This window comes from Citrobacter koseri ATCC BAA-895, assembly GCF_000018045.1.
Classification (GTDB): Bacteria; Pseudomonadota; Gammaproteobacteria; order Enterobacterales; family Enterobacteriaceae; genus Citrobacter_B; species Citrobacter_B koseri.
In genome coordinates this window covers 216,222-239,053 of the sequence record NC_009792.1, presented here as the reverse complement: position 1 = coordinate 239,053, position 22,832 = coordinate 216,222, and the positions used below count along the sequence as shown (strand labels likewise).

The following is a 22,832-nucleotide window of genomic DNA, read 5'->3' as shown; positions in this document are numbered from 1 at the left end:
GCGTAAAGCCCTCTTATAACCATTTCCACGCACAAACTTTAGCTATCCTTATCAAACAAACTAACGGGAGACCAGACAGATGATGCCAACGCTTACTTCGCCGTCTGTACTTTCTGCTCCCCAGCGCCGCTGCCGGGTTTTACTGACGCTTTTCCAGCCGGGGCAAATCGCCACCACGGAAACATTCAGCGCGCTCAATGGCGTCGATGATGAAATTGCCCGTGAGGATATCACCGAAACAGGCCTGGAGATCCAGCGCTATCATCGACTCGCCATCACAACGGGTCAGAACGGACGCTACCGAATCGAGGGGGCTGCGCTCAACCAACGTTTGTGCCTTTTACACTGGCTCAGACGCGGCTTACGCATATGCCCGACTTTCATTACGCAACAGTTTACGCCGGCATTAAAAACCGAGCTTAAACGGAGAGGGATCGCGCGTACGTTGTATGACGATACCAATCTGCATGCGCTGATCAACCTTTGCTCGCGGCGGCTGCAAAAACCGTTTGAATGCCGGGATGTGCAGTTTCTGCGGCTGTTTTTACAATATTGCCTGCTACAGCATCATGCGGGCATCGCACCGGCGTTTAATCCGCTACAGAAACAGTGGGCGCAGTCCTGCGCCGAATACCCGCTCGCGCTGGAGATTGGCCGTCACTGGCAGCGCCGCGTCATGCAAAACGCGCCGCCCGACGAAACGCTGTTTATGGCTTTACTGTTTTCCATGATTCGCATCCCCGACCCTATCCACGACAACCATCAGCAGGATCGCCGCCTGCGCCTGGCTGTCGCCCGACTGGTGTTGCGCTTTCGGGAAATGGGGCAGGTACGCTTCAGCGACGAACAAGGACTTAACGACCAACTCTATGTGCACCTTGCCCAGGCGCTGAGCCGAAGTTTATTCGCCATTGGTATTGATAACACGCTGCCGGAAGAGTTCAGTCGCCTCTACCCTCGGCTGGTGCGCACCACGCGTGACGCCCTCGCCGGGTTTGAAAGCGAATACGGTGTGCGTTTCTCTGATGAAGAGACAGGGCTGGTCGCGGTGATTTTTGGCGCATGGCTGATGCAGGAGAACGACCTGCACGAAAAGCAGATCGTGTTACTGACAGGCAATAACGGCGAACTGGAGGCACATATTGAGCAGCAATTACGAGAACTGACGCTCCTGCCGCTCAATATTAAGCATGTGCCGACGCAGACCTTCCAGAAAGACGGTTCGCCGCGCGGCGTGGCGCTGATTGTCACCCCGTATGCCACACCGCTGCCGCTCTTTTCGCCGCCGTTGATTCATGCAGACCTGTCGCTTACCGCACACCAACAGCAGCAGATCCGCAAAATACTGGAATCATGATGACGCGGCGACGTTAGGCCGTAAGAAAATAGCAGGCAACGCCACCAATGCCATCACCCAGAATAAGCCGTTCCCTAAATGCTGATACAGGAATCCGGCGAATACAGTCATGATGGCAATGCTGCCGCCCATCGCCACGGCAGAATAGACCGCCTGTAGACGAATCACTTCGCTTCCCTGGCGAGCGGCGATGTAACGCATCGCGGCCAGATGGCAAACGGTAAAAGTGCCGCAATGCAGAATCTGGATCGCTATCAACCACGGCAGCGCGGTGCTCCAGCCCATTAATCCCCAGCGAATGACGCCGCATACGGCGGAGAGCAATAGCAGATCGCGAGCGCTAAAACGGCGGAACAGTTTGTTGCTCAGCGCAAAAATAACCACTTCCGCCACCACGCCCAGCGACCACAAATACCCCACTGCCGAGGCGGAATAGCCCGCCCCCTGCCAGTAAATCGCGCTGAAGCCGTAATAAGCGGCATGCGCGCCTTGCAGCAGGCACACGCAGGCGAGAAAGCGCCAGCTCTGAACAACGAGCGTACGCCAGGCAGGCCAGCCCGCGCTCTCCTGATGACGGCTTTCCCCCTGCGGTAATACGCTCGGTCGCAGCAGCATACCTAGCAGCATCGAGGCCACCCCAAGCGTCAATAGCCCCAGAATCGCCTGATAATCAAAGAGGCTCACCAGCTTCCCGGTCAACGCCGAGCCGATCACAAACGCAATGGACCCCCACAAACGCACCCGGCCATAGTCCATCGTTAACTGTTTTTGCCAGGTATTGGCCAGCGCATCGGTGAGCGGCACCAGCGGCGAGAAGAAGAGGTTAAAACCGATCATCACCACCATCAGCCACGCAACGTGCGTCCCTGCCCAGAATGCGAGGGCAAACACCAGCGTCAGCAGCGCCAGAAGGCGTAACGCAGAAATCAAGCGGGAAGGATCGCTCACCCGTGGCGCAATCAACAGGCTACCGAGGAAACGCGCCACCAGCCCCGCCCCCAGCAGGAGACCGATGGTTTCCGGCGTCAGTCCCAGGCCTTTAAGCCAGACGCTCCAGAATGGCAGAAAAATACCGTAGCTAAAGAAGTAGGTAAAATAACCGAGCGCCAGCCAGCGCGTGGAGTGCAAAACCATGATTCCCTCCCGTATGGAGGCGATAGTCTGGCGATAAATGCAGGCTGGCGCAAGAGAGCATTAACAGGCGAATAACATCTTTTTTGGCCTAAACAACAGCGATTTGCATCGCGAAATGGCACTGGTCTCCCTGAGCTAAAGCCTGGAGTCCCGGTTGCCCCGGCATGTTGTGGGCATTTACCGGATGCGACTGCGGTTCCAGACACAAGAATGACTCCCCTTGCATTCTGAATAGCATAAGCCAGGGCGTTTGCGATAAAAGCGTGACCTTCATCACATCACGCTGCACAATCGCCCGCCCGCTCCAGCCGGAATACCCTACGTTAAGCCACGCATCCTCGCCATATTGCGCGCCGGAAAAATCCGCCTGCCGGGGAATATCGCTTTGCCATTCCTGCGGCAGATGCTGCTTACCTTCCGGCCAGTAACCGCTGGCGGCAAACTGCACGGTACTGTGACGATCAAAAGCAAAGTACGGGTGGAATCCGCAACCATAAAGCATCGGTCGTTCTCCCCGGTGCGTTATCGTCAGCGAGGCATGAAGCACAGCGGCGTCCAGCTGATAGTGAAGATCTGCGACATAATCATAACCGCACGCCATTTGACGACCTGAACGCAGATGACAGGCGTCCTCATGAACGGCAATCGTATCCCAGCGCCTGAGCCAGCCGTCACCGTGCAGAAAGAAAACGGCATCCTCCTCATGCCGGGGAAGATTCACCACCTCTCCCCGGAACAAAAAACGGTTTTCGGCAATGCGATTAGCGACCGGCAGCATGGGGAACAGGCCGCATTCGCCGGGTTTTACGCCGCATCCTTCACGTAAAACGGCCTGCTGATGTGCTAATGAAAATAAACTCAACAATCTGCCGCCCTGTGGATCAACACGCATCCGCAGATGCGTGTTTTGTAATGTCAGCGTATCGTCCATTACCGTGCGCTTCGCTGTTGAGCTGACGGGCTGGATTTCACATGCCGCGTCGCCAGTTGCTCTTCCAGCGCCTCCAGCGTCACGCCTTTCGTTTCAGGCACATTGCGCAGCACGTAGAAATACCCCATCGCGCAGATAACGCCGTAAAGCAGGAAACTGCCCGCCGCTCCCAGCCCCGCATTAAGCAGCGGGAACGTGTAGGTCAGCAGGAAGCAGGCAATCCAGAGCGCCAGCGTCCCCAGCGACATCGCCAGACCACGGACGCGGTTCGGGAAGATTTCCGACAACAGAACCCAGGTGACAGGCGCCAGCGTCAGGGCGTAAATCGCAATAGCCGCCAGCACCAGCACCAGAACCGGCCAGCCCATAATCCCCATCCCGTAAGCGGCGGCAATCAGTACATAAATCACCGTGAGTCCTGAAGCGCCAAACAGCATCAGTTTTCGGCGACCAATTTTATCGACCAGCGGCAGCGCTGCGAGGGTGAAGACGAGGTTAATGATCCCTGTGGCGACAATGGATTTTAACGTTCCGTTGATATCAAACCCTGCGGAAGCGAAGATCTCCTGCGCATAGTTGAAGATCACATTGATCCCGCACCATTGCTGGAAGACGGCCAGCACCATGCCGATGATGACAATCGGTTTAATCTGCGGCTGCAACAGCGTTGACCAGGCCACTTTGTGGTTGTCTTTCAGCAGAGTATGTTCTATTTCCCGCAACGTCTGCCCGGCATACTCCGCTGAGCCAATCCGTTGCAGCATGGCGCGGGCGCGTTCAGGTTTGCCCGCTTTGACCAGCCAGCGCGGTGATTCCGGCACAAAGAACATCAGAACCAGAAACGCCAGCGCAGGCACCAGTTCCGCGCCGAACATCCAGCGCCAGCCCATCTGCCCATTCCAGCTTTCAACAATCGCCTGCCGGGTCGCGTCGGTCGCCACCGGTTCAGCAATCATCAGGTTAATGAGCTGAGCCGCCAGCACGCCGATCACGATCGTGAGTTGGTTGACCGCCACAAAACGTCCACGCTTCTCCGCCGGGCTGACTTCCGCGATGTACAGCGGGCTAAGGGCGGACGCCAGGCCGATTCCTACGCCGCCAACGATACGGTAAATCACAAACATATCGAAATTGCTGGCGACAGCGGTTCCCCAGGACGATGCGCTGAATAGGATCGCGGCCAGAATCAGCGGCATTTTTCGCCCAAATTTATCAGCGCACCAGCCGGACATCAGTGCACCAAAGATACAGCCGACCAGCGCTGAACTCATCGCCCAGCCGGACTGCGCGGGATCGGTAATTGAAAAATAGGCTTCGTAGAACGGTTTGGCGCCGCCAATCACCACCCAGTCATAGCCAAACAGCAAGCCGCCGCAGGCGGCAACCAGACAGATAGTCCAGACATAACCGATTCTTAAATGTGTCTGCGTGTTATTCATTATGATTCCTCTTTCAGGGAAACGCAGGGAACAGCAGGTTTCAGGTGGAGTCGCCTCCACCTGTTCAGGGTCTATTGAAATAACGGTACGTTGAGCGCATGGCGCAGCAGCTGCGCCTTGTCATGCGTCGGATTGCGTTGCAGGAGCGCGTTTAGCGCCTGCTGGCACGCCGGGATATCGCCCAGCCCCAGATGGCCCAGCGCGGTAATGAACAGGCAGTGCTGCTGGTGTTTCTCCTGCGCGGGTGTATCCAGCACGACCAGATCCGGTAACGATACGGCGAAGAAATCGACGTCGGGAACCTTGTCACGCTGCGTCTCCACCCATTGCAGGAAACTCTGGAAAAGAAGGTTCGCTTCAGTGCAGTCACCTGACGCTTTCAGCGCCATCCCCTGCCAGAAGAGATAATCCACCGGCTGGTCATTGTAGTAACGTCCCGCGTCCAGCGAGCTGCCTCCGCGAGTCGCGCGGGTGAAATAGCGCTGCGCCTCATCATGATGACCTTGCTGGCGCGCGCAATAGCCCAGCAAATACCAGATGTCATTATCCGTTTGTCCCGGTAAACGCCCCTCGCCGAGATTGTGCGGATAGTGCAACGCCTGCTGAAGCAAAACGGTGGCGTTTTGCGGCTCGCCACGGCGAATAGCTTCCAGCGCCTGATGGATCTGATTCAGTAAATATTGCCCGGTGGCTTTGCCCTCCCCGCCTTCCCAGGGGTGAAAAACACGTTCGCGCAACACCCCGGCGGCCGCTTCGTAGCGACCGAGGCTATTCCATACGCTAAGCAATTCCACGGTCAGATCGTCGCGATGGAAAACAATCTCTTTGCTGGCCTCCAGCTGTTGTAAACGCGCCCCGGCTGGCGCTGCCATCAGTTTGTTCAGATAATCCAGCTCAAACAGGAAGCGGGCATTCTTCGGCTCCAGCGCGACCGCCTGAGACAGGTATTTCAGCGCTTTCTGCGCATCGTGCTGTTTGTTCCAGGCGTAAATCCCCAGCAGCCGATGCACCGGCGCGAAATTCGGTTCCTGCTCCAACGTAAACTGCCAGCAATTCACCGCCTCTTCATAACAACGTTTGCTGTACCAGAAACAACCCAGCAGATAGCGAGCGAAGGCGCAATCCGACAGCGTTTGCAGCATTTGCACTTCGTCGAGCGTGTTGGGAAAACGAACGCGGTTGTGCAAACAGTCGCGAGCCTGCGCAATAAACGGTTGCGGATCATCACTCAGCGATGCGCGCCACAGCATGGGCAGCGTCTCCTGGCTGTCGAGCAGCGTCAGCACCGCGCGGGCGGCCTCTTTTTGCCCACAAGAGACCAGCCAGCCCGCCAGCTCGCAGGCGTTGGTGCCACGGCGCCCGGTAATGGCGATAAGCGCCTCTTGCGTCGCCTCATCCTGACGGATAGCCCAGCACGCATAATGCAGGGTGTAACTCAGCGGGTACTCAATAAGCTGCTGTGAAATATACGCCAGCGCTTCGGTTGTGCGCCCGAGTCCGGCCAGAACCAATGCTTTCAGCCCCATCGCCAGATTATTGCTGCCATTAAAGCGCAAACTCAGATTCACTTTCTCCAGCGCATCGGCGTAATCATTCCGCTTCATGGCGATTCGCGCCAGCGACCAGAAAGCCGCGTCACGACAGTTGCCGCTCCAGCTGGCTTTGTAGTAGTGCTCACGGGCGAGGTCGTCCTTGCCCTGGCGTTCCAGCGCGGCGGCCAGCAGCATACTCGCCTCCCCATCACGCGGATTTTTATTGAGCTTATGCGCCCGCTGTAAGGCGGACTGCGCACAGCGCTCTGCCTGCGCCCAGTCCGCACGATTCAGCGCCAGCGTGCCCAGCGCGACATTGTTGCGATAGTCATGCGGGTCCACGTCCAGCGCTCGCTGGTAATACTCTTCTGCATAGCGGCTGGCATGGTTGTACTGCTCCAGATGCTGACCAATAAAATAGAGCTCATCAGTACAGGACAGCGCCTCTGGTAGTTCGGGCGCGCAGGCCGCTTTCGGCAACGGCAAGTCCTCCGCGATATGCTCCTCATACGCCAGCAGCGTGACGCCATCACGACGGGCAACGGTCATTTTCACCCGCGCGTGGCCCGCGTCAGAAAGATCGGCGCGCCAGCTTTGACCGGGTTCCAGCGTGAGTGTTTTTTCAAAGAACGGTTGCCCCTGGGCACAAAGCGTTACCTGAACGTCATGTAGCGGCGCAACGGCATAAACGCCGGATGAAAGCTGGTTCCCTTCTCGCTCAAGGCGCAGCGCAAGCTGCGTACTGGCATTTTGCACCATGCCCAGTTCACTGTAGGGCAGGAAATTCTGCACGAAGACTTTCTCTTCATACGGCGCAAGCCAGGTAAAATCAGGCTGGTTGTCGGTGAAGACCCCGGTCATGAGTTCAATGTACGGGCCGTTGTCATCGGTCAGGTTGCGATCCCAGGCCACGCCAAAATCACCGTATCCCCACGTCCACTGTTTTTTACCCGGCGAAATATGGTGGTCGGCCACATGCAGCAGTCCCCCTCGTTCGCCATGATGCCAGGCGCCGACAAAATCATAATCTGACTTTTCAGCCATATAAGAGGTCGGCACCGGTACATTTTTATAACGCGAGATATCCACGCCGGCGGAGTAGTCCACTTTGTAATAAGTGCCCGTCGCGATCGGAAAGGCGGAGACATCCCGTTTACCGTGGTCATATACGGCAGTAACGTCCGGCGGGAAGACGCTCTGGTGGTCGTCTCCGCCTTTCACCGCCGGGTTCGCCCACCACAAAAAATGGCGCGGCGTAGCGTTGCCGTTAAAGACTTTTCCGGTGATTTCAATTAATGCCCGATCGGGGTACAGCGTAAATCCGGTCATCACCTGCAAGCCGCGCATAGGTTCCACTTCCCCCATCCACACGGTTTGTTCTCCGTGTTCGCCCTGCTGACAGGTAAAATCCACCGGCATAAATGTGGTTGGACGGTGATGCTGCGGCCAGTTAAATTCAATCCCACCAGAGATCCACGGCCCCAGCAGCCCGACCAGCGCGGGTTTCACCACTTCGTTGTAGTAAACAAAATCACGCTGCTGCACTTTGTCATACGCGCGATGAATACGTCCGCCCAGCTCCGGCAACAGCATGATGCGAATAAAATCATTCTCCATCCAGACTGCCTGATACTCGCGCATTTCACGTTCACCGGTCAGCGTATCGATGACGCCATAAGGATAAACCGCGCCTGAAGACCCCTGATAAACCCGCTTTTCCAGGAACATCGGGTTCGGATCTTCTTCGCCGGTTGTCCACGTAGGGAGTGAGAGTGTTTCCTGCCAGACCTTAACTGAACCGTACATGTCATTCTCCACTAAACAAACAAAAGTAAAATTTCACCTTGCTGCTATTCTGGGGCAGATAACTGGCGTTAAAATACGCAATGCTCACGCAATATAGTTAAGGTAGTTAAGTGTATGCAGCGTACAGGGTTCAATAACGCCCGGGTCAGGCAAGCCAACAAGCAGATCTTTCTGTCGCACCTGTGGCGTGAAAAACAGCTCAGTAAATCCCGGCTGGCGCAGCTCAGCGGCCTGTCGATTCCGGCGGTCAGCAATATTCTGGAGGTGTTGATCGATGAGGGAAGAATTTGCCATTCCCGGGAGACGTTAAGCCAACGAGGGCTGAGTAGCGGCAGCTATCATCTGCCCGAACAGGGAGACTGGACGCTGTGCATGAACGTGACGCCCACCAGCATCACCAGCCAGCTGGCAGATGCGCGTCTGGTCGCCGTGGGCGACTGGCGCCATGCGGAGATCAATGCCGGTTCGCCAAAAGCCTTGCTGACCGCGCTTGCCGCGCACTGGCGGGAATATCGTCAGCGCTATCCCGACGTGACCATCAATCTGGCATTAGGCGTTCACGGTCAGGTCGATCCCATTACCGGGGCGTCAAAAACCATGCCGCAGGCACCGTGGAAAACCCCGGTTGAGATTAAATATCTGCTGGAGGAGATGCTCGGCGTACAGGTGCGGTTAGACAATGACTGCGTGATGCTGGCGCTGGCGGAGAAGTGGCAAAACCCGGCGGCAAACCGCGATTTCTGCGTCATTAACGTCGATTACGGGATTGGTTCCTCCTTCGTCATCAACGACAACATCTGGCGCGGCAGTTTGTATGGCAGCGGTCAGATCGGACATACCATCGTCAACCCGGACGGGGTAGCCTGTGATTGCGGCCGCTACGGCTGTCTGGAAACCGTGGCCTCGCTCAGCGCGCTTAAAAAACAGGCCCGACGGTGGATGAAAACGCAGCCCACGGCGGATTGCGACCCAGAAACTATCACCATCGATCAACTGATTACCGCCTGGCAACAGGGCGATGTCCGCATCCAGGCCTGGGTGGAACACGCCGCCAGCGCGATTGGCCTGAGTTTATATAACTTTCTGAATATCCTGAATATTAACCAAATCTGGATTTATGGCCGCAGTTGCGCCTTTGGCGAAAGCTGGCTGAATACGCTGGTGCAGCAAACGGGGTTTAATCCCTTTGATCATGGCGATAACCCGCAGGCAAGGTCCACCCGGATCGGCTTTGGCACACTCAGTCGTTCGCAACAGTTGATGGGGATCGGCTATCTGTACGTCGAATCACAGCTAAACGCGCTCTGAGTATAAGTCCGACACCCTGCGATGAAAGGAGACTCGCTTGTCGACCGAAAAACCACCGGCGTGGTATTAAAATTATTCATATAACCGGGTATCAAAGTCACGCCTGGATTCGCCCGCACGGCGTGACCCGGAAATAAAAAAGGCTTCCCGCAGGAAGCCTTTTTCACGATGCCAGGCGTATCGCTTACGCGTAAACAGGGAAGCGTGCGCAGATGTCCAGCACTTTGCCTTTGATGCGCTCGATAACCGCTTCATCGTTGATGTTGTCCAGCACATCGCACATCCAGCCAGCCAGCTCTTTGGCTTCTGCTTCTTTAAAGCCGCGACGCGTAATGGCCGGAGAACCGATACGGATACCGGAAGTAACAAACGGGCTCTTCGGATCGTTCGGCACGCTGTTTTTGTTAACGGTGATGTTGGCACGACCCAGCGCGGCGTCAGCTTCTTTACCGGTCAGGTTTTTGTCCACCAGATCCAGCAGGAACAGGTGGTTCTCCGTACCGCCGGAAACCACTTTGTAGCCACGGTTCAGGAACACTTCCACCATCGCTTTGGCGTTTTTGGCAACCTGCTGCTGGTAGACTTTGAACTCCGGTTCCATCGCTTCTTTCAGCGCCACCGCTTTACCGGCGATCACATGCATCAGCGGGCCACCCTGAGCACTAGGGAAAACGGCAGAGTTCAGTTTTTTGTACAACTCTTCGTCACCGCCTTTCGCCAGGATCAGGCCGCCGCGCGGACCCGCCAGGGTTTTGTGCGTGGTGGTGGTCACAACGTGAGCATGCGGAACCGGGTTCGGATAAACGTCTGCGGCGATAAGACCCGCGACGTGCGCCATATCAACAAACAGGTACGCGCCAATGCTGTCGGCAATTTCACGCATTTTTGCCCAGTCAACGACGCCGGAATAAGCAGAGAAGCCGCCGATGATCATCTTCGGTTTATGAGTCTGAGCCAGCTTCGCCATCTCTTCGTAGTCAATTTTACCGGACTCATCGATGCCGTAAGGCACGATGTTGTACAGTTTACCGGAGAAGTTTACCGGAGAACCGTGAGTCAGGTGGCCACCTTGCGCCAGGTTCATACCCAGAACGGTGTCGCCCGGTTGCAGCAGCGCAGTGTAGACCGCGAAGTTAGCCTGAGAACCAGAGTGCGGCTGGACGTTGGCGTAGTCTGCGCCAAACAGTTCTTTCGCGCGGTCAATCGCCAGTTGCTCAACGACATCCACATATTCGCAACCGCCGTAGTAGCGCTTGCCCGGATATCCTTCAGCGTATTTGTTGGTCAGCTGAGACCCCTGCGCCTGCATCACGCGCGGGCTGGTGTAGTTTTCGGAGGCGATCAGTTCGATGTGCTCTTCCTGACGTACTTTTTCCTGCTCCATAGCCTGCCACAGTTCGGCATCATAATCGGCAATGTTCATTTCACGCTTTAACATCCGCATCTCCTGACTCAGCTAACGATAAATTTTGGCCTAAAAAGGCAATCCCGTGGGACAACGGCCAACAGTATAACCGAATCATTCTGCGATAACAGGTCTTGACAAAGGATTTTACGCAAACGATTACCTTCATACTGTACAAGGCTTTGTCGAATGAAGACCTTACGAATTTCAACGGATTTCTTTTCAGGTTTGTGATGCAGATTTTTCACGTTGTAACGTTAAAAACGCAAAGTTACAAAGAACCATTTACAATACAGGGTTATTTTTTATAAGATGTATTTGACATACATCATTAAAGTCTCAGATAAAGGAAGACAGTATGCTTGACGCTCAAACCATCGCCACAGTAAAAGCCACCATTCCCCTGCTGGTTGAAACCGGTCCAAAACTGACCGCCCATTTCTACGATCGCATGTTTACCCACAACCCTGAACTCAAAGAAATTTTTAACATGAGTAACCAGCGAAATGGCGATCAACGTGAAGCGCTGTTTAACGCCATCGCGGCCTATGCCAGCAATATCGAAAACCTGCCTGCGCTGCTGCCTGCGGTAGAAAAAATCGCCCAGAAGCACACCAGTTTCCAGATCAAACCAGAACAGTACAACATCGTTGGTGGCCACCTGCTGGCAACGCTGGACGAAATGTTCAGCCCAGGCCAGGAAGTGCTGGATGCCTGGGGTAAAGCGTATGGCGTTCTGGCCAATGTCTTTATCAATCGCGAAGCGCAAATCTACAGCGAAAACGCCAGCAAGAATGGCGGCTGGGAAGGCACTCGTCCGTTCCGCATCGTCGCGAAAACGCCGCGCAGCGCCCTGATTACCAGCTTTGAATTTGAACCGGTCGATGGCGGCCCGGTCGCAGAATATCATCCGGGTCAATACCTGGGGGTCTGGCTGAAACCGGAAGGCTTCCCGCATCAGGAGATCCGTCAGTATTCCCTGACCCGCAAGCCGGATGGTAAAGGTTATCGCATCGCAGTTAAGCGTGAAGATGGCGGTCAGGTTTCCAGCTGGCTGCACAACCACGCAAGCGTCGGCGATATCGTCCACTTAGCCGCTCCGGCAGGTGATTTCTTCATGGATGTCGCAACGGACACGCCTGTTTCTCTGATTTCCGCAGGCGTAGGCCAGACTCCAATGCTGGCCATGCTGGATACGCTGACCAAAGCCAACCACACCGCGCAGGTGAACTGGTTCCACGCGGCGGAAAACGGCGACGTGCATGCGTTTGCAGATGAAGTGAGCGAGCTGGGTAAAACCCTGCCGCGCTTTACCGCACATACCTGGTATCGCGAACCGACAGAAGCCGATCGTGCGAATGGCGCGTTCGACAGCACAGGTCTGATGGATTTGAACAAACTGGAAAGTGCGATCAGCGATCCGGCAATGCAGTTTTATCTGTGCGGTCCGGTCGGCTTTATGCAGTTTGCTGCGAAGCAGCTGACAGGGCTGGGCGTGAAAAGCGAAAACATTCATTACGAATGCTTCGGCCCACATAAAGTGCTGTAATTAAGTCATGCCTGATGGCGCTGCGCTTATCAGGCCTACGGGATTTTGTAGGCCGGATAAAGTGTTTACACCGCCATCCGGCAAGCACGACGCGGCTTAAATTGCCGCGTCGTCTTCTTCGCCGGTACGAATACGAATCACGCGCGCAACGTCAAAGACGAAAATTTTACCGTCACCGATTTTCCCCGTCTGCGCGGTGCGAATAATGGTGTCAACGCAGGTATCCACGATATCGTCGGTCACCACGATTTCAATTTTCACCTTCGGCAGAAAATCCACCATATATTCCGCGCCACGGTACAGCTCGGTATGGCCTTTCTGACGCCCAAAGCCTTTCACTTCGGTAACCGTCATACCGGTAATGCCTACCTCAGCCAGCGCTTCACGGACGTCGTCCAGCTTGAAGGGTTTAATAATCGCATCAATCTTTTTCATGCTATTCCTTGAAAAGGTCGCCTGTCTTTTAATCTGATAAACGTAACATAATTCACGCTACTTTACGGCATGAAAACTACTCTTTGAAATCGTTTGCATCTAACTCATGGCGCGAGAGCAGCTTATAAAATTCCGTCCGGTTACGCCCTGCCATTCTCGCCGCATGGGTGACATTCCCTTTGGTGATTTGCAGCAGTTTACGCAAGTAGTTAAGCTCAAACTGATTACGCGCCTCAACAAACGTCGGCAGCGCCGTATTTTCGCCTTCCAGCGCCTGCTCCACCAGCGCGTCGCTGATGACCGGCGAGGAAGTTAACGCCACGCACTGCTCAATAACGTTCACCAACTGACGCACGTTTCCCGGCCAGCTTGCGGTCATCAGACGCTTCATCGCATCCGTTGAAAACGCCCGCACAAACGGTTTATGCCGCTCTGCTGACTGGCGCAGAAGATGATTCGCCAGCAGCGGAATATCTTCCGTACGCTCCGCCAGCGTCGGGATCTTCAGACTCACCACGTTCAGACGGTAATATAAGTCTTCGCGAAATTCACCCCGCGCCATCGCCTTAGGCAGATCGCGGTGCGTTGCGGAGATAATGCGCACATCAATATCGATATCGCGATTGCTGCCAAGCGGTCTGACTTTGCGCTCTTGCAGAACGCGCAGCAGCTTAACCTGTAACGGCGCGGGCATATCGCCGATTTCGTCAAGAAACAGCGTGCCGCCTTCCGCCGCCTGAAATAACCCTTCACGGTTGCTGACCGCGCCGGTAAACGCCCCGCGCGCGTGGCCAAACAGTTCGGACTCCAGTAGCTGTTCCGGCAGCGCGCCGCAGTTAATGGCGATGAAAGGTTTACTGCTGCGCGGGCTGGCGTTATGGATAGCCTGCGCGAAAATCTCTTTCCCGGTGCCGCTTTGCCCGTTAATCAGCACGCTGACATCCGATTGCGCCACCATCCGCGCCTGTTCCAGCAGGCGTATCATCAACGGACTGCGCGTAACGATTGATTCGCGCCAGCTGTCGTCCATTGCTGGCGCCGATTGTTCAAGCGCGTCATCAATGGCCTGATACAGCGCATCTTTATCGACCGGTTTGGTCAGAAAGCTAAACACGCCTTTTTGCGTCGCCGCCACCGCATCAGGAATGGAGCCGTGTGCGGTCAAAATGATGACGGGCATGCCAGGCTGGACTTTCTGGATTTCCGTGAACAGCTGCATGCCATCCATTTCATCCATCCGCAGATCGCTAATGACCAGATCCACTTTCTCGCGATTCAGTACGCGCAGCCCTTCCTGACCGCTTTCCGCCGTCACGACGCTGTAGCCTTCGCTGGTCAGGCGCATCCCCAGCAGTTTCAACAGCCCCGGATCATCGTCCACGAGCAGCAGATGTGCCGGTTTGCGGCTTATCATGGCGTTACCTCATCTTGTGGCAGTGTGGAAGATGCGCCGTCATCAGGCGCTGCGGGTTTGTCATTTCCGTGTGTCGCGTCAGGATTGTAGTTGCCTGCGGGTTTGCGCGTGGAGAGCTGGCGCTCAATATCAGTCAGATTCTCCAGCTTGCGCGTCGTGAGATCGAGCTGCGCCTGTAAGTGCTGATGCTGCTGACGCAACGTATCAAGCTCGCTATCCGACGCTTGCTGGAGTTTACTGTAACGCTGGCGCTCTTCGGCAAGCTGTAATTGTAGCGCCTGACCGTCGCGCCAGAGCTGATAAAGCGGGCGCACCTGAGCGGGAATTTGCGCGCTTAGCGCATCGAGGCGAGTGACCATATCGCGCCGTTCAAGGGGCGTAATTTTAGCATCCGCCAGCAGAATCCCGCGTTTGAACGTGTTCTGCCAGCTGCCATCTTCCAGCGCCCGCGCTTCATTGCGTGACTGAACGGGCAACAGGCGATCGGCACAATCAATCGCCCGCTGCCAGTAAAGCGGATTGTTATCCGTCGATGGTCCTTTGAGTAACCAGATATCCGAACAGTCGGTAGAGAGATAATCCGCCAGCTGATACGGTGGAATTTTTTCCTGCGACGCATCATTTACGACATGCTTCGCGGCATGTGGCGCGCACCCCATCAGCACCAGGCAAGGCACACTCGCTAACCATCCTCTTCGGGGAAATAATCGCTTCAGAACTCGAACAAAAACGTGTGGCATACTCACCAGGCTTAGCTTCATTTTTAGTGGTTTTTCGATGCAGATAGCAGCAGTTCTATACGAAAGCAAACTTCTTGCGCATTCTCATCGACCAGATACAGTTCCCCCTGCATACGACGGATGCAGTCCCTGGCGATACTTAACCCTAATCCGCTCCCCTTCACCGCACCTTTACGCTGATGGCTTCCCTGGAAAAAGGGTTCAAAAATCATGGCCCTTTCCGCTTCCGGGATCGGCGTGCCCGTATTGATCACATCAATGTGCGCCTTTGAACCATATACATTGCTGCGAATACAAATGTTACCGGATTCAGCGCCATAGTGCACCGCATTGGAATAAAGATTGTCCAGCACGCTCATTAATAGCATCGGCTCGGCCAGACAGCTGTCGATAGCCAGCCTGACCTCGGTATGCATCATTTTAGCGCGCGCAGGCAAACTGTGAGCGGAAACCACCATATCCACCAGCGGTTCAAGCTCCACGGTTTCCATCTCAATCGCGCTGTCTGCCAGTTTCCTGTTGTAATCAAGCAGTTGCTCAATCAACTTCTGTAAGTTGCGGCTGCTATCGTCCAGAATGCCGACGACCTCTTTTTGCTCCGGCGTCAACGGCCCCACGACCTGATCGGCCAGCAGCTCTGTCCCTTCGCGCATACTGGCCAGCGGCGTTTTCAGCTCATGCGACAGGTGACGTAAAAACTGATGCCGTTGGGATTCCAGCCAGGACAGACGTTCACTCAACCAGATAATGCGCTGCCCCACCGAACGCAGCTCGCGCGGCCCGGTAAACGACACGGTATTCCCCAGAGAGCGCCCTTCTCCCAGCCGGTTAATCATCCGTTCTATCCCTTTCACCGGCCCAATGATCATCCTTGTAAAAAGCAGTACCATCGCCAGACTGACCAGAAACAGCACCAGCGCCTGCCAGCCGAAGAATTGTCCGCGCTCTGCGATTTCCTGCTGTAACTGCTGCCCGCGCGAGAACACCACCGTGCGCGTTGCCTGCACCATTTCCGTATTGGCATTGGCAAAAGCCTCCAGCCGCGCGGCGGCGGTAGCGTCAGGGCCGCTATTTTTACACTGTAATTGTGCAAGACCGTTCAGATCATCGCGTAGCGCCTGGTAAAGTTTAGCGTCCGGCAATACTCCCGCATGTGCGTCCAGCATTTCGCTGTAGCGTTTTCGCTGGCTCTGATACACCTTCGCCAGCGTACGGTCGTCGAGCACGCAATATTGCCGGTAGCTGCGCTCCATCTCCAGCGCCACGTTGGTCATCGCTTCGCTGCGCCGGGCATCTATCAGCGTGGTGCGGTTAGTCTGCGCCGCCTGGGCGCTGAGCGCGTTGAGACTTTGCCAGGCCTGCCAGGCCAGTACCAACAAAGGCAACAGAATCAGCAGAAATGCCAGCATAACCAGTTGTCGCAAGGACCGGGGGAAAACAGACCAGCGCTTCAAGGCGTTACTCTCATCGGATAAGGATACAAGGATGCTAACCGAGGGGAACATCAGATACAACAAAGCCGGGATTAACCCGGCTTTGTTATGGAATAAGGCGGTGCCTAACTCGACGTTTCGCCCGGTGGTTGATAAAGCGACGCTATTATCAGAAGTTGGACGGCAGGCACCTTGTTGTGCGTCATTCGAAGTTTATGTAGCGCTTCCCGAAGGGGCTGACATAAGAAGGTGAATGAGCCACTGGTTACTATTATGCAGTAAGTGTGCCAATTTTAAAAACAAATAATTAACATTATGATTTTATTTGGTTTTATAGAGAAATCATCACCGTTACAAAACGAACAAAATTTCAGCAAGGTGTCGCCATTCAGAGACACCTAAAAACAAACCTTACGCCATCTTTGTAAATCAATGAGTTAAATGTCTCCTTTTGGCGACACAAACAATCTGCTGATGTCGGCATTTCCCGACACCTTTATGGTTGATGGCAGGGCAAAAAAAAGCTCCCTCACGGAAGCTTCCTTGCCGGATGGCGGCTTCGCCTTATCCGGCCTACGCGTATGTCCAGGCCCGATAGCGCTTTGCTTATCGGGCCATTTACGTGCGGATTAACCTAACTGCTTACGCGCATTGCGGAAAATACGCATCCACGGACTGTCTTCGCCCCAGTTTTCCGGGTGCCAGGAGTTGCTGACGGTGCGGAAGACGCGCTCCGGGTGCGGCATCATAATGGTGGCGCGACCGTTCTCCGTGGTAACGGCGGTGATGCCGTTTGGCGATCCGTTCGGGTTGGCCGGGTAGTTTTCCGTAACCTTACCGAAGTTATCGACATAACGCAGCGCAACCAGACCTTTGCTTTCCAGCCCTGCCAGATGCGCATCGTCACGCACTTCAACGCGCCCTTCACCGTGGGACACCGCGACAGGCATCTGTGAGCCAACCATTCCCTGCAACAGCAGAGACGGGCTTTGGGTCACTTCCACCAAGCTGAAGCGCGCTTCAAAACGGTCAGAATGGTTACGCACAAAACGCGGCCACAGCTCGCTCCCTGGAATCAGTTCACGCAGGTTAGACATCATCTGGCAACCGTTACATACGCCAAGCGCCAGCGTCTGCGGGCGGTGGAAGAACGTTTCGAACTCGTCGCGTACGCGATTGTTGAACAGAATCGATTTCGCCCAGCCTTCACCCGCGCCCAGCACGTCACCGTAAGAGAAACCGCCACAGGCAACCAGCGCCTGGAAATTACCCAGCCCAATACGGCCAGCCAGCAGATCGCTCATATGCACATCAATCGCGTCAAAGCCCGCACGATGGAACGCCGCCGCCATCTCAACGTGGGAGTTCACGCCCTGTTCGCGCAGTACGGCAACCTTCGGACGCGCGCCGGTAGCAATATACGGCGCGGCGATATCTTCATTGATATCGAACGACAATTTCACGTTCAGACCCGGGTCGGCATCGTTGGTTTTTGCGTCATGTTCCTGATCGGCACATTCCGGGTTGTCGCGCAGGCGCTGCATCTGCCAGGTCGTTTCCGCCCACCAGGTACGAAGCGTGGTGCGGCTTTCGCTGAAGACAACCTGCCCATTGGATTCAATCACAAAACGGTCGCCGGAAACGGCCTGACCTAAATAGTGTACGCAGTCACTCAGACCATGCTTCGCCAGCAGCGCCTCGACCGCTTCGCGATCGGCCGCCCGCACCTGAATCACTGCGCCCAGCTCTTCGTTAAACAGCGCCGCCAGACGATCGTCGCCAGATGTTGCAATATCGACCTGGATGCCGCAGTGACCGGTAAAGGCCATCTCGGCAAGCGTGACCAGCAGGCCGCCGTCGGAACGGTCGTGATACGCCAGCAGTTTACGCTGCGCCACCAGCGCCTGAATCGCATCGTAGAAGCCTTTCAACTGCGCCACATCGCGCACGTCTGCCGGTTTGTCGCCCAGTTGACGATACACCTGCGCCAGCGCCGTTGCGCCCAGCGCGTTATGCCCCTGACCCAAATCGATCAGCAGCAGCGCGTTATCTTCGGTCGAGAGCTGCGGCGTGACGGTATGACGCACATCTTCCACGCGGGCAAACGCGGAAATCACCAGCGACAGCGGCGAGGTCATTTCGCGCTGCTCGTTGCCTTCCTGCCAGCGGGTTTTCATCGACATAGAGTCTTTGCCCACCGGAATCGTCAGGCCAAGCTGCGGGCAGAGTTCTTCGCCTACCGCTTTCACCGCGTCATACAGACCGGCATCTTCACCCGGATGACCGGCCGCCGCCATCCAGTTTGCGGACAGCTTGATGCGTTTGATATCACCAATCTGGGTCGCGGCGATGTTCGTCAGCGCTTCGCCAACGGCCAGACGGGCGGAAGCGGCAAAGTCCAGCAGCGCTACCGGCGCACGTTCACCGATAGACATCGCTTCGCCGTAGTAGCTGTCGAGGCTGGCGGTGGTCACCGCGCAGTTCGCCACCGGCACCTGCCACGGGCCGACCATCTGATCGCGCGCCACCATACCGGTCACGGTACGGTCGCCGATGGTCACCAGAAATGTTTTCTCCGCCACGGTCGGCAGATGCAGAACCCGTTTAACCGCGTCAGCGATCGTGATATCAGCACGATCCAGCGCATCGCCTTTCGCTGTCAGCGTCTGCACGTCGCGGGTCATTTTCGGCGTTTTACCCAGCAGCACGTCCAGCGGCAGATCGATCGGTTGATTATCGAAATGACTGTCGTTCAGGGACAGATGCTGTTCTTCGGTGGCCTCACCGATCACCGCATACGGCGCGCGCTCACGCTTGCACAACTCATCAAACAGCGGCAACTGGTCGGCGGCCACGGCCAGCACATAACGCTCCTGAGACTCGTTACACCAGATTTCCAGCGGGCTCATGCCCGGCTCATCGCTGAGGATATCGCGCAGCTCAAATTTACCGCCGCGCCCGCCGTCGCTCACCAGCTCCGGCATCGCGTTGGAGAGACCGCCTGCCCCGACGTCGTGAATAAACAGGATCGGGTTGGCATCGCCTAACTGCCAGCAGCGGTCGATCACTTCCTGGCAGCGACGTTCCATTTCCGGGTTATCACGCTGTACGGAGGCAAAATCGAGATCCGCATCCGACTGACCAGAAGCCATAGAGGACGCCGCCCCGCCCCCCAGACCAATGTTCATCGCCGGCCCTCCGAGCACGATCAGCTTCGCGCCAACGACGATCTCGCCTTTCTGTACGTGATCGGCGCGGATGTTGCCGATCCCGCCCGCCAGCATGATCGGCTTGTGGTAGCCGCGTAGCTCTTCGCCGTTGTGGCTGTTTACTTTTTCTTCGTAAGTACGGAAGTACCCGTTCAACGCCGGGCGACCAAATTCATTATTAAACGCCGCGCCGCCCAGCGGGCCTTCGGTCATAATGTCCAGCGCGGTAACGATACGCTCTGGTTTACCAAAATCTTCTTCCCACGGCTGCTCAAAACCCGGAATACGCAGGTTAGACACGGAGAAGCCCACCAGACCTGCTTTTGGCTTCGCGCCGCGTCCGGTTGCGCCTTCATCACGAATCTCACCACCGGAACCGGTCGCCGCGCCCGGCCACGGCGAGATTGCCGTCGGGTGGTTATGGGTTTCCACCTTCATCAGAATATGCGCAGGCTCCTGATGGAAGTCATAGCGACCGCTCTCGTGGTCAGCGAAGTAGCGTCCCACGTCAGAACCTTCCATCACCGCCGCGTTATCTTTATAGGCAGACAACACATGATCCGGCGTGGTTTCAAAGGTGTTTTTGATCATCTTAAACAGCGACTTCGGCTGCGGTTTCCCGTCGATAACCCAGTCAGCGTTAAAAATCTTATGGCGACAGTGTTCGGAGTTTGCCTGCGCGAACATATACAGTTCGATATCGTTCGGATTGCGCCCCAGTTTCGTGAAGGCGTCTTGCAGGTAATCAATTTCGTCATCCGCCAGCGCCAGACCCAGACGCAGGTTGGCGTCAGTCAGCGCCTGACGCCCTTCACCCAGCAGATCCACACTGGCAACCGGCGCAGGCTGGTGATGAACAAACAGTTTTTCCGCATCAGATAAAGAAGAGAACACGGTCTCCATCATCCGGTCGTGCAGTTCAGCGGCAATCGTCTGCCACTGTTCAGCCGTGAGCGTAGCGGCTTCAACGTAGTATGCAACGCCGCGCTCCAGGCGGCTTACCTGTTGCAGACCGCAGTTATGGGCGATATCAGTCGCTTTGGAAGACCAGGGGGAGATGGTGCCAGGACGCGGCGTGACCAGCAGCAGCTTTCCTTCAGGGGTATGGCTGCTTAAGCTCGGCCCATATTTCAGCAAACGTGCAAGTTGCGCGTGCTCATCCTCGTTTAAGGGGGCGCTCAGGTCAGCAAAATGGACATACTCAGCGTAAATATTGTGGACCTGAAGATTGGCCGCCTGAAAACGCGCCAGCAGTTTGTTAATACGGAATGCAGACAGTGCAGGCGAACCACGCAGAATTTCCATCATAAGTCTCTCGTCTTCGAAGCGCCTGAGGCGCTTTAAGTGTGCGCAAGGGGGGAAACGGGCGACATTATAAAGAATCTGACGCCCCGACGAAACCGTTTGCGTCGAAATAAAATCGCCGCCTTTTCTTATCATACGGTGCGGCCAATCATTCTAATTAGTTGCCAACTGGCGCATTGTTGCGCAAAATGCCGCACATTCATGATGATTTTAACCCACCAAAATGACATTAGCAGGCTGAGATTACGCACGATTCAGAGAATTAACTAATTGAAAAAATTAAAGATTAATTATCTGTTCATCGGCATATTGACTCTGCTGCTGGCAGCGGCCCTCTGGCCATCAATCCCCTGGTTCGGCAAAGCCGACAATCGTATCGCCGCGATCCAATCGCGGGGAGAGTTACGCGTCTCGACAATAGAGTCGCCGCTGACTTACGCCCGCATTAACGGAAAAAAGTACGGTCTGGATTACGAACTGGCGCAGCAGTTCGCCAGCTATCTTGGCGTAAAGCTGAAAATTACCGTACGCCAGAATATCAGCCAGCTATTTGACGATTTAGATAACGGCAACGCCGATCTGCTGGCGGCAGGACTGGTTTACAACAGCGAGCGCGTGAAGAATTATCAACCCGGCCCGACCTACTATTCCGTTTCGCAACAGCTGGTTTACCGGGTAGGACAATACCGGCCTCGCACGCTGGCCACGGTGAATGAAAGCCAGCTCTCTATCGCGCCTGGGCATGTCGTGGTGAATGACTTGCAGGCGCTGAAAGAGACAAAATTTCCCGATCTAAGCTGGAAAGTCGATGACAAAAAAGGGACAGCGGCGCTGCTCAGCGAAGTCATCAGCGGCAATCTGGACTATACCATTGCCGATTCTGTCGCGATCAGCCTGTTCCAGCGCGTACATCCTGAACTGGCCGTCGCGCTGGATGTCACCGATGAGCAGCCTGTCACCTGGTTTAGCCAACTGGACGATGACAACACGCTTTCCGCTGCGCTGCTCGATTTCTTCAACACTATTAATGAAGACGGCTCACTGGCGCGTATGGAAGAGAAGTATCTGGGGCACGGCGACGATTTTGATTATGTCGATACCCGCACCTTCCTGCGGGCCGTGGACGGCGTACTGCCCGATCTCCAGCCGTTGTTTGAAAAATACGCGCAGGAGATAGACTGGCGCCTGCTGGCCGCAATTTCCTATCAGGAGTCGCACTGGGACCCGCTGGCCACCTCCCCGACGGGCGTTCGCGGTCTGATGATGCTCACCAAAAACACCGCGCAAAGTCTGGGGCTGACGGACCGTACCGATGCGGAACAGAGCATCAGCGGCGGTGTGCGTTATATCCAGGATATGATGGGCAAAGTGCCTGAAACCGTGCCGGAAGAGGAGCGTATCTGGTTTGCGCTCGCCGCCTATAACATGGGCTATGCGCATATGCTTGACGCCCGTGCGTTGACGGTCAAAACCAGGGGCAACCCGGATAGCTGGGCCGATGTAAAACAACGGCTGCCGCTGCTCAGCCAGAAACAATATTACAGCAAGCTGACGTACGGCTATGCGCGCGGGCATGAAGCCTACGCTTATGTGGAAAATATTCGGAAGTATCAGATTAGCCTGGTCGGCTATCTGCAAGAAAAAGAGAAGCAGGCGGCAGAAGCGATAAAGCTGGCGCAGGATTACCCGGCAGTGTCTCCGGCCGAGTTTGACACGGAGACATTTCCTTTCTCTTCTTTCTTATCGCAGCCGTCATCGAACTACCTGTCACACTCTCCTTCTTTGCCGTTTTCACTGAAGAAGAAAGACGAAAACTAATCTCACAGGGCTGGACG

The 22,832-nt window shown here is 55.6% G+C and carries 14 protein-coding genes and 1 pseudogene; 5 read left to right on the top strand and 10 right to left on the bottom strand.

Annotated features, from left to right (window positions below; all coding sequences use genetic code 11):
• Positions 1-79 precede the first annotated feature (79 nt).
• A complete protein-coding gene (csiE, locus tag CKO_RS01110) occupies positions 80-1,357 on the top strand; it encodes a stationary phase inducible protein CsiE (protein ID WP_012131241.1) in 1,278 nt (425 codons plus the stop codon).
• Here the strand turns inward: csiE and CKO_RS01105 are convergent.
• The 4 genes from CKO_RS01105 to CKO_RS01090 form a co-directional block, all read right to left on the bottom strand.
• Positions 1,352-2,491, bottom strand: coding sequence for a 3-phenylpropionate MFS transporter (locus CKO_RS01105; protein WP_012131239.1), 1,140 nt, complete (start codon positions 2,489-2,491; stop codon positions 1,352-1,354). The genes csiE and CKO_RS01105 overlap by 6 nt on opposite strands.
• Positions 2,492-2,579: 88 nt before the next feature.
• Complete coding sequence (locus tag CKO_RS01100; RefSeq protein ID WP_012131237.1) at positions 2,580-3,422, bottom strand: aldose 1-epimerase; 843 nt, start codon at positions 3,420-3,422, stop codon at positions 2,580-2,582.
• Positions 3,422-4,861, bottom strand: a complete 1,440-nt coding sequence (locus CKO_RS01095; protein WP_012131236.1) for a sugar porter family MFS transporter — start codon at positions 4,859-4,861, stop codon at positions 3,422-3,424. Before CKO_RS01095 ends, CKO_RS01100 begins: the two co-directional genes overlap by 1 nt.
• A gap of 71 nt (positions 4,862-4,932) precedes the next feature.
• The gene (locus CKO_RS01090; protein ID WP_012131235.1) at positions 4,933-8,199 is read right to left on the bottom strand and encodes a DUF5107 domain-containing protein; all 3,267 of its coding nucleotides are present in this window, start codon (positions 8,197-8,199) and stop codon (positions 4,933-4,935) included.
• 114 nt (positions 8,200-8,313) lie between these two features.
• Here CKO_RS01090 and CKO_RS01085 point away from each other — a divergent pair, with 114 nt between their 5' ends.
• Positions 8,314-9,507, top strand: coding sequence for an ROK family transcriptional regulator (locus CKO_RS01085; RefSeq protein ID WP_012131234.1), 1,194 nt, complete (start codon positions 8,314-8,316; stop codon positions 9,505-9,507).
• A gap of 184 nt (positions 9,508-9,691) precedes the next feature.
• On the opposite strand, the gene glyA is transcribed toward CKO_RS01085, so the two are convergent.
• Complete coding sequence (gene glyA / locus CKO_RS01080; protein WP_024130115.1) at positions 9,692-10,945, bottom strand: serine hydroxymethyltransferase; 1,254 nt, start codon at positions 10,943-10,945, stop codon at positions 9,692-9,694.
• Between the two features lie 325 nt (positions 10,946-11,270).
• On the opposite strand from glyA, the gene hmpA reads away from it, so the two are divergent.
• Entirely contained in the window at positions 11,271-12,461 is a 1,191-nt protein-coding gene (gene hmpA, locus CKO_RS01075; protein ID WP_012131231.1) for an NO-inducible flavohemoprotein, read from the top strand.
• 4 nt (positions 12,462-12,465) lie between these two features.
• Positions 12,466-12,561 (top strand): annotated as a pseudogene (locus CKO_RS23750) (hypothetical protein); the annotation flags it as partial.
• Here the strand turns inward: CKO_RS23750 and glnB are convergent.
• The 5 genes from glnB to purL all read right to left on the bottom strand — a co-directional run bounded on the left by glnB (position 12,558) and on the right by purL (position 21,000).
• A complete protein-coding gene (gene glnB, locus CKO_RS01070; RefSeq protein WP_002914032.1) occupies positions 12,558-12,896 on the bottom strand; it encodes a nitrogen regulatory protein P-II in 339 nt (112 codons plus the stop codon). The pseudogene CKO_RS23750 and the gene glnB sit on opposite strands and share 4 nt — an antisense overlap.
• A gap of 76 nt (positions 12,897-12,972) precedes the next feature.
• Positions 12,973-14,307, bottom strand: coding sequence for a two-component system response regulator GlrR (gene glrR / locus CKO_RS01065; protein ID WP_024130114.1), 1,335 nt, complete (start codon positions 14,305-14,307; stop codon positions 12,973-12,975).
• Positions 14,307-15,050: a two-component system QseEF-associated lipoprotein QseG gene (qseG, locus tag CKO_RS01060; protein WP_048902375.1), complete on the bottom strand. Its 744-nt coding sequence runs from the start codon at positions 15,048-15,050 to the stop codon at positions 14,307-14,309. Before qseG ends, glrR begins: the two co-directional genes overlap by 1 nt.
• Before the next feature lie 23 nt (positions 15,051-15,073).
• Positions 15,074-16,504 (bottom strand): two component system sensor histidine kinase QseE/GlrK, encoded by a 1,431-nt coding sequence (gene qseE, locus CKO_RS01055; RefSeq protein ID WP_071818847.1) that lies wholly within the window; start codon positions 16,502-16,504, stop codon positions 15,074-15,076.
• A gap of 608 nt (positions 16,505-17,112) precedes the next feature.
• Entirely contained in the window at positions 17,113-21,000 is a 3,888-nt protein-coding gene (gene purL, locus CKO_RS01045; protein WP_024130111.1) for a phosphoribosylformylglycinamidine synthase, read from the bottom strand.
• A gap of 267 nt (positions 21,001-21,267) precedes the next feature.
• Between purL and mltF the strand changes: the two genes are divergently transcribed.
• Positions 21,268-22,815 (top strand): membrane-bound lytic murein transglycosylase MltF, encoded by a 1,548-nt coding sequence (gene mltF, locus CKO_RS01035; protein ID WP_012131223.1) that lies wholly within the window; start codon positions 21,268-21,270, stop codon positions 22,813-22,815.
• The last annotated feature ends 17 nt before the right edge of the window (positions 22,816-22,832 follow it).

What these genes read in the sequence shown, in the direction of transcription:
- CKO_RS01085 (WP_012131234.1), top strand. Translation starts at nt 8,314, where the DNA reads ATGCAGCGTACAGGGTTCAATAACGCCCGGGTCAGGCAAGCCAACAAG.
- qseG (WP_048902375.1), bottom strand. Translation starts at nt 15,050, where the DNA reads ATGCCACACGTTTTTGTTCGAGTTCTGAAGCGATTATTTCCCCGAAGA.
- csiE (WP_012131241.1), top strand. Translation starts at nt 80, where the DNA reads ATGATGCCAACGCTTACTTCGCCGTCTGTACTTTCTGCTCCCCAGCGC.
- CKO_RS01090 (WP_012131235.1), bottom strand. Translation starts at nt 8,199, where the DNA reads ATGTACGGTTCAGTTAAGGTCTGGCAGGAAACACTCTCACTCCCTACG.
- hmpA (WP_012131231.1), top strand. Translation starts at nt 11,271, where the DNA reads ATGCTTGACGCTCAAACCATCGCCACAGTAAAAGCCACCATTCCCCTG.
- glnB (WP_002914032.1), bottom strand. Translation starts at nt 12,896, where the DNA reads ATGAAAAAGATTGATGCGATTATTAAACCCTTCAAGCTGGACGACGTC.
- CKO_RS01095 (WP_012131236.1), bottom strand. Translation starts at nt 4,861, where the DNA reads ATGAATAACACGCAGACACATTTAAGAATCGGTTATGTCTGGACTATC.
- CKO_RS01105 (WP_012131239.1), bottom strand. Translation starts at nt 2,491, where the DNA reads ATGGTTTTGCACTCCACGCGCTGGCTGGCGCTCGGTTATTTTACCTAC.
- purL (WP_024130111.1), bottom strand. Translation starts at nt 21,000, where the DNA reads ATGATGGAAATTCTGCGTGGTTCGCCTGCACTGTCTGCATTCCGTATT.
- glyA (WP_024130115.1), bottom strand. Translation starts at nt 10,945, where the DNA reads ATGTTAAAGCGTGAAATGAACATTGCCGATTATGATGCCGAACTGTGG.
- CKO_RS01100 (WP_012131237.1), bottom strand. Translation starts at nt 3,422, where the DNA reads ATGGACGATACGCTGACATTACAAAACACGCATCTGCGGATGCGTGTT.